The 7497-nt window shown below is 35.1% G+C and carries 7 protein-coding genes; 5 read left to right on the plus strand and 2 right to left on the minus strand.

Features of this window, described 5'->3' with window-relative positions; all coding sequences use genetic code 11:
* The 3 genes from P8M54_RS12545 to abc-f all read left to right on the plus strand — a co-directional run.
* Positions 1 to 1040: putative sugar nucleotidyl transferase (locus tag P8M54_RS12545; protein WP_300288254.1), on the plus strand; the 1040-nt coding region annotated here is incomplete at its 5' end.
* Positions 1041 to 1347: 307 nt separating this feature from the next.
* Positions 1348 to 2808 (plus strand): alanine/glycine:cation symporter family protein, encoded by a 1461-nt coding sequence (locus P8M54_RS12550; RefSeq protein ID WP_300288255.1) that lies wholly within the window; start codon positions 1348 to 1350, stop codon positions 2806 to 2808.
* 163 nt (positions 2809 to 2971) lie between these two features.
* Entirely contained in the window at positions 2972 to 4606 is a 1635-nt protein-coding gene (abc-f, locus tag P8M54_RS12555; RefSeq protein ID WP_300288256.1) for a ribosomal protection-like ABC-F family protein, read from the plus strand.
* A 61-nt stretch (positions 4607 to 4667) separates the two neighbouring features.
* On the opposite strand, the gene P8M54_RS12560 is transcribed toward abc-f, so the two are convergent.
* A complete protein-coding gene (locus P8M54_RS12560; protein WP_300288260.1) occupies positions 4668 to 4952 on the minus strand; it encodes an N-acetyltransferase in 285 nt (94 codons plus the stop codon).
* Positions 4953 to 5377: 425 nt separating this feature from the next.
* Between P8M54_RS12560 and P8M54_RS12565 the strand changes: the two genes are divergently transcribed.
* Positions 5378 to 6034: an alpha/beta hydrolase gene (locus tag P8M54_RS12565; RefSeq protein WP_300288257.1), complete on the plus strand. Its 657-nt coding sequence runs from the start codon at positions 5378 to 5380 to the stop codon at positions 6032 to 6034.
* Positions 6035 to 6070: 36 nt separating this feature from the next.
* Complete coding sequence (locus P8M54_RS12570) at positions 6071 to 6979, plus strand: lytic transglycosylase domain-containing protein (RefSeq protein WP_300288258.1); 909 nt, start codon at positions 6071 to 6073, stop codon at positions 6977 to 6979.
* A gap of 69 nt (positions 6980 to 7048) precedes the next feature.
* Here P8M54_RS12570 and P8M54_RS12575 read toward each other — a convergent pair.
* Positions 7049 to 7497 (minus strand): DUF2892 domain-containing protein (locus P8M54_RS12575; protein WP_300288259.1); only part of this gene is annotated, 449 nt, incomplete at its 5' end.

Below are 7497 nucleotides of genomic sequence, written 5' to 3' on the forward strand. Positions count from 1 at the left end.
CCACTTTAACTGAGGAATATTTATCAGATAAGTATCCGATGGTTGAATTAGAGGAAAATGTCATGATCAATGCTTCTTTTTTGCCGACACCTGTTTTGGTTGATATGATTTGTGATTTAGGTGTAAACCAAGCCATCTTTAAAGGTGAAGATGTGGTGGCTTTTTATACTACCGAAGATCAAGAAGGAGTCGATTTTGATGATTATCAAATTTTGGAATATGAAGGAGAAGCTATAACAGTTATGAATACTTGGGATATTTTTTCAAAGAATGCTGAGGCAATCCAACAAGATTTTGATTTTATAACCGCTGACAGGGTTTCGCAGTCCATTCCAGCATCGGTAAATGTAATTGCACCCGAAAATATTTTTATTGAAGCAGGCGCTAAGTTGGAGTTTGTTACGCTAAATGCAAGTACAGGTCCTATCTATATTGGTAAAGATGCCGAGATTATGGAAGGTTCTGTAATTAGAGGTCCTTTTGCGTTATGCGATCATGCTGTGGTTAAATTGGCTACCAAAATTTATGGTGCAACAACTGTTGGTCAGCATTCGAGAGTAGGGGGAGAGGTTAATAATTCTGTAATCTCGGCTTATTCTAACAAAGGGCACGATGGATTTTTAGGAAATGCAGTTTTAGGTGAATGGTGTAACATTGGTGCAGACAGTAATAATTCGAATCTTAAAAATAATTACGAAGAAGTAAAATTATGGAGTTATGAAAAAGAAGGATTTGCTAAAACAGGGTTGCAGTTTTGTGGATTAATGATGGGAGATCACAGTAAATGTGGAATCAATACGATGTTTAATACCGGAACCGTAATTGGGGTGAGTGCTAATATTTTTGGAAGTGGTTTTCCTCGCAATTTTGTTCCTAGTTTTTCATGGGGAGGAGCTTCGGGCTTTACCACTTACATAACTAAAAAAGCTTTTGAAACCGCTCGAATTGTTATGAGTCGCCGTAATATGGAGTTTGACGAGCAAGAAGCCGCTATTTTAGAGCATGTTTTTGAGGAAACTAAAAAATGGAGAAAGGAATAATTGTTCCCTTTTGTAATAAATATATCGAAACTGCCGTATTGAAATTGTACGGCAGTTTTTTTATGGTGTTGTGTCACTCTCTAGTTATTAGTAAGGCTATTGTTTTTTAAAAGTCTTAAAAAAATAGGTATTGTTTAAAATATCTCGTTTTTAGGAATAGTATTTATATTTAAGAGTTTAGCTGTGATGCTTTGTTTTTATTCTGTTTTGTAGTTTTTTCTTTTATTTAGTGCTATTTTTATAAAATAAAATTGGGAAAAATTACTTTTTGCTGATTTTTTAATAATTATTAATTTAAAATTTATTTATGGAAGAGATTATTGGAGTATTGAATGGTATAGTATGGAGTAATGCTTTAATTGTTTTGTGTTTAGGAACAGGATTGTATTTTTCTATTAGAACACGTTTTTTACAATTGCGTCATATCAAAGAAATGTTCCGATTATTATTTGATGGTAAAAGTTCAGAGTCTGGAGTTTCTTCTTTTCAAGCTTTAGCAATGTCCCTTGCGGGTAGAGTAGGTACAGGAAATATCGCTGGTGTTGCAACAGCAATTGCTTTTGGTGGTCCGGGAGCGATGTTTTGGATGTGGATGGTGGCTTTCTTGGGCGCTAGTACCGCATTTGTAGAGGCAACATTGGCACAAATTTATAAAGAAAAACACCTAGGACAGTTTCGAGGAGGTCCTGCATTTTATATAGAAAGAGGATTAGGAGTAAAATGGTTTGGAATTTTGTTTGCCGTTGTTTCGGTTATTTCAGCAGGATTACTATTACCAGGAGTACAAGCGAATTCAGTAGCTGACGGAATTCAGAATGCTTTTCAATTGGATACTTGGGTTTCGGGTCTGATTGTAGCAGCTATTTTTGGAGCTATCGTTTTTGGTGGTGTAAAACGTATTGCTAAATTCACTGAATTTATAGTTCCTATTATGGCGATAGGATACATTTTGATTGTCTTGGTTATTATTGCAATCGATTTTGATCAATTGCCAGGAGTTGTAGCCTTGGTATTTAAAAGCGCTTTCAATATGGAAGCTGGTTTTGGAGCTGTATTTGGTTTAGCGATTCAATGGGGGGTTAAAAGAGGAATATATTCTAACGAAGCGGGCCAAGGAACTGCTCCACACATTGCAGCTGCTGCTAATGTTTCGCATCCTACCAAGCAAGGATTGGTACAGTCTTTTTCGGTTTATATAGATACCTTATTAGTATGTTCTGCTACTGGTTTTATGTTGTTAATTACAGGAAAGTACAATGTGCAAAATCCAGCTTTTGGTTCTAATGGAGCTTCGGAGTTTTTGTACAATGGTGCTGAGAATGTTTCTGTAGGACCTGGGTTTACGCAATCTGCTATGGATAGTGTTTTACCTGGTTTTGGTTCTTACTTTGTTGCAATAGCGCTATTCTTTTTTGCCTTCACCACTATTTTGGCTTATTACTATATAGCTGAGACTAATATTTCATATCTAACTAGAAACTTTAGTTCACCTATTTATAACCATGTTTTAAAAGTGGTTATGATGCTTGTTATTATGTATGGTTCTATCAATCAAGCTAAATTAGCTTGGGATATTGGTGATCTAGGAGTAGGATTGATGGCTTGGTTTAATATTATTGCCATTATACTGTTGCAAAAACCGGCTTTATTAGCCTTAAAAGATTACGAGAAGCAAAAGAAAGCGGGAAAAGATCCTGTCTTTAATCCATTGGACATAGGAGTAGAAAATGCTCATATTTGGAATTCGATCAATAAGCACCCAGAGTAATTGATGATTTATAATTGATAGAGCTTCTAGAAACTAGTGATTGGACTCGTTTCTAGAAGCTTTTTTTTATGTCAAAAAACTAGTTATTTACGCTATCTTTGCATTTTTTTAAATACCTCGGTTTAGTTTCAATTAAAGGCCGAATCTTCAAATTCACATTATAATGATTACAGTTAACGATATTTCAGTAAATTTTGGTGGCACAACGCTTTTTAGCGATGTTTCTTTTGCAATAAATGAAAATGATAAAATTGCCCTAATGGGAAAAAATGGTGCCGGAAAATCGACACTATTAAAAATCATTGCGGGTCAATCTAAGCCTTCAACCGGAAGTGTATCTGCGCCTAAGGAAGCCGTAGTAGCTTATTTGCCACAACACTTGCTTACCACCGACGGTGCAACTGTAATGGAGGAAACTTCAAAAGCATTTGGCGAAATTTTAGGTATGAAAGCGGAGATTGATGAAATTAATGAGCAATTAACGATTCGTACAGATTACGAAAGTGATGCTTATATGAAGTTAATCGAAAGAGTATCCGATTTAAGTGAGAAATACTACGCAATCGAAGAGGTTAATTACGAGGCTGAAGTAGAGAAGATATTGACTGGTCTTGGTTTCGAAAGAGAAGATTTTACACGCCAAACTTCGGAGTTTTCAGGAGGATGGAGAATGCGTATCGAATTAGCTAAAATTCTTTTACAAAAACCAGACTTGATTTTGCTTGATGAGCCAACCAACCACATGGATATCGAAAGTATTCAATGGTTAGAGGAGTTTTTGATCAATGAAGCAAAAGCAGTGGTAGTTATTTCGCACGATAGAGCGTTTGTAGATAATATTACTAATCGTACCATTGAGGTTACAATGGGACGTATTTACGATTATAAAGCGAAATACTCTCATTACCTAGAATTGCGTAAAGACCGCCGTATGCATCAGCAAAAAGCATACGATGAGCAACAGCGCATGATTGCTGACAATAGAACCTTTATTGATCGATTTAAAGGGACATTCTCTAAAACGGATGCGGTACAATCTCGTGTAAAGATGCTTGAAAAACTTGTAATTGTTCAAGTAGATGAGGTGGATAACTCGGCATTGAAATTGAAATTCCCTGCTGCAGCACGTTCAGGACAATATCCTGTTATTGTAAAAGAATTGGATAAGGCTTACGGTGATCATGTAGTTTTTAAAAATGCAAATATCGTTATTGAAAGAGGTGAAAAAGTAGCTTTTGTGGGTAAAAACGGAGAAGGTAAATCGACCATGATCAAAGCAATTATGAAAGAATTACAAATTGATGGTGGTGTTTTAGAAATTGGTCACAATGCTCAAATTGGGTATTTTGCTCAAAATCAAGCCTCTTTATTGGATGAAAACGCAACAATCTTCGAAACTATCGATGATATTGCTGTAGGTGATGTACGAACGCAAATTAAGAATATCCTAGGTGCTTTTATGTTTCATGGTGATGACATTACTAAAAAAGTGAAAGTGCTATCAGGAGGAGAAAAAACGCGTTTGGCAATGATAAAATTGTTGCTAGAACCCGTAAATCTTTTAATACTGGATGAGCCTTCGAATCACTTGGACATGAAGACTAAAGATATCATTAAAGACGCTCTAAGAGATTTTGATGGAACGCTAATATTAGTGTCACACGATAGGGATTTCTTAGATGGTTTAGCGACTAAAGTTTTTGAATTTAAAAATAAAAGAGTTATCGAGCACTTTGAGGATATTACTGGCTTCTTAGCTAATAAGAAAATGGAAAGCATGCGAGAAATCGAAAAATAATAGAAATTTTTCAATATATAAAAAAGAGCATTTGATTTGGTATCAAATGCTCTTTTCTTTTTTATAAGCGAATTCCTGGTGGCAAAAGCTCTTTATAAATTGGATTCTTTTTGAAGAATACTACTATTCTAGGAAGGATTGGGACTACTTTAAGTTTGCGTTCTTCTGCATCTTCCATTATTGCTTTTAGGAAAGCGTCAATGAAAGCTTCGTTTGTGAAAGTCTCAGGCGTATTAATTTTGGTTAGAAATATTTTCTTCTCTTGAAAGGAATATTCTATCGAAATAAGTTCCTCTTCAATTGTTGTTTCAAACTGTCGGGCGAATGTGTTGTCTTTGATTTCCATTTTAATTTGGTGCATATGATTTATTTGCTTTCCCATAAAGTTGGATTACTACTAGCTAATTTACTTTATATCTATTGCCTTCTCTGCTGGAACGATTCGATCGGTTGCGTTATCGTTTCGTTTTGTTATTTTTCTTTTTTAAAAGCGCAACGCTTCCTTACAAAGGTATCATTTTGATTATCAATATCAAATTGTTTTAGAGTAACATTATGAGCTTGCAATACGACCTTTTGCTGTAAAGCTAGACGGTACCAAAACGGAAGAACATTTGGGTGTAAACACTAAACAATTGTAGTAATAAAAAACCGTAGTGCAATTTAATTGCTAATATCTATTTGATAGTGAGCTAAGATGTAATAAAAGAATTATTTTTACACAAAATTGCTGCAAAAAGTTCCACTAAAGCCCGAAAAGAGCGAAAGATTATGAATAAAATCCATGTTTATTTTATGCCCGGTTTAGCGGCAAGTTCAGCTATATTTGAGAGAATTGAACTTTCAAAAGAAGTATTTGAAATGCATTTACTGGAATGGGAGATTCCGTTACCCAAAGAATCTCTAACGGAGTATGCAAAAAGGATTGCGGACAAAATTACCCATGAAATGCCAGTTTTGGTGGGGGTTTCCTTTGGGGGTATTTTAGTCCAAGAAATGGCCAAGCATATTAAAGCAAGAAAGGTGATTATTATTTCTAGTGTGCGGTCGAATTCAGAGTTTCCTCGTAGGCTAAAAATTGCTAAAACCACCAAGGCGTATAAATTAATCCCAATGAGTTTGATCCTTAACATTGAGAATTTGGCGAAATTTTCTTTTGGCGAAAAAATTAACCAACGAATTAAGTTATATGAAAAGTTCTTATCGGTACGTGATATAGGCTATCTGGAGTGGGCTGTCGAAAAGGTGGTACTTTGGGATCGAGAAGTAATCGACGAAAGTGTTGTTCATATTCACGGAGATTTAGACGATGTTTTTCCGATTAAATATATCGCTAATTGTACGATTGTAAAAGGAGGGACGCACATTATGATTTTAAGTAAATACAAATGGTTAAATGAAAATTTACCCGATATTATCCTGAGTTAGGAATAAATAGTGCCCAATGAGAAGGTGGAGATAAAAATGAAAAAAAGTAAAATGTTAAAAAGTAGATTGGTGGTTGTGGTTGGATTGGTGATTTTTGTGGTTGCATGCCAAAAGGCTGAGCCGTACAAAGCGGTCAAGGTCGAAGTAAAAAAAGAAAAATTAGCAGACTACTTTCCTGCGACTATAAATTTTGCAGGGGAACAAGCTCCATTAGAAGTAGAAGATGTGAAAGAGCGATTTGATCGTGAATTGATCGTAAATAAGAATTATCATTCGTATACGATTTTGGCCTTAAAACGTGCCAACCGATCTTTTCCTGTAATTGAACCAATTCTGAAAAAGAATGGCGTTCCTGATGATTTTAAATATTTAGCGGTTATCGAAAGCGGTTTAGTTAATGTGGTTTCAAAAGCGGGTGCTCGCGGTGTTTGGCAATTCATGCCACAAACAGGACGAGATATGGGGCTAGAAGTGAATGATAATATAGATGAAAGGTATCATTTAGCTAAAGCGACCCAAGCGGCATGTGACTTTTTATTAAATGCTAAAGCTAAGTTTGGTTCCTGGACTTTAGCCGCTGCTTCGTACAATAGAGGGTTAGTAGGAGTGCAAAATTTACTTGATTTTCAAAAAGAAACCAGCTACTACGATTTGTATATGAATGAAGAGACTGGGCGTTATCTCTTTAGGATTATGGCTTTGAAGGAAATAATGAATAATCCTGAAAAATTTGGATTTGAAGTTGCTGCCAAAGATAAATACACGATGATTCCAACTAAAAAGGTGGTGGTAAATCGTTCTATTGCTAATCTTGTAACTTTTGCAAAGGCGCAAGGAATTAACTATAAGACCTTAAAAATATACAATCCTTGGTTAAGGAGTATTCGACTGGAAAACGATTCACGTAAAAAATATATAATCGAAATTCCGTTAAGCGGGTTTTGATCCTTTTTAATAAAAGGAAAGTTAGTAAATGAAAAAAGGGCAAAATGATATCATTTTGCCCTTTTCTAATTATATTTTTTTCATTTGATCTTTCATCATCGTGATCTGTTCTTTCAACATGTTTTGTTTGTCGAGCCTTTTTGCCTCATTTAATAAGGTTGTTGCTTCTAGTTTTCTTCTTCTTGACATGGCAACACCAGCTAGATTTAATTTAGCTACCGCTAAGTCCATATCCATTGATAAACCTAGTTCAATCGCTTTTTTGAAATATTTCTCAGCTTGGTTGATATTTGTTTGCGAAAGCATGATACCGTGTAGGTAATTAAAATACCCTTGTTGCTTTTTAACTAAGGCTGATTCTGGTTTTTTGATGAAGGACAACCATTTTTTTGCGCCTTCAAAATCTTGTTTTCTTAGTTTTAAGAAAGCTAAAAGGATGAATTCGTTTTTGAAATACAAGAAAATGGGAAATACAGTTAATAGTAGAAGGAAAATTCCGTTACCAATATTGTTCTCTG

Origin of the sequence: Flavobacterium sp., assembly GCF_029242675.1 — a bacterium.
Taxonomy (GTDB): domain Bacteria; phylum Bacteroidota; class Bacteroidia; order Flavobacteriales; family Flavobacteriaceae; genus Flavobacterium.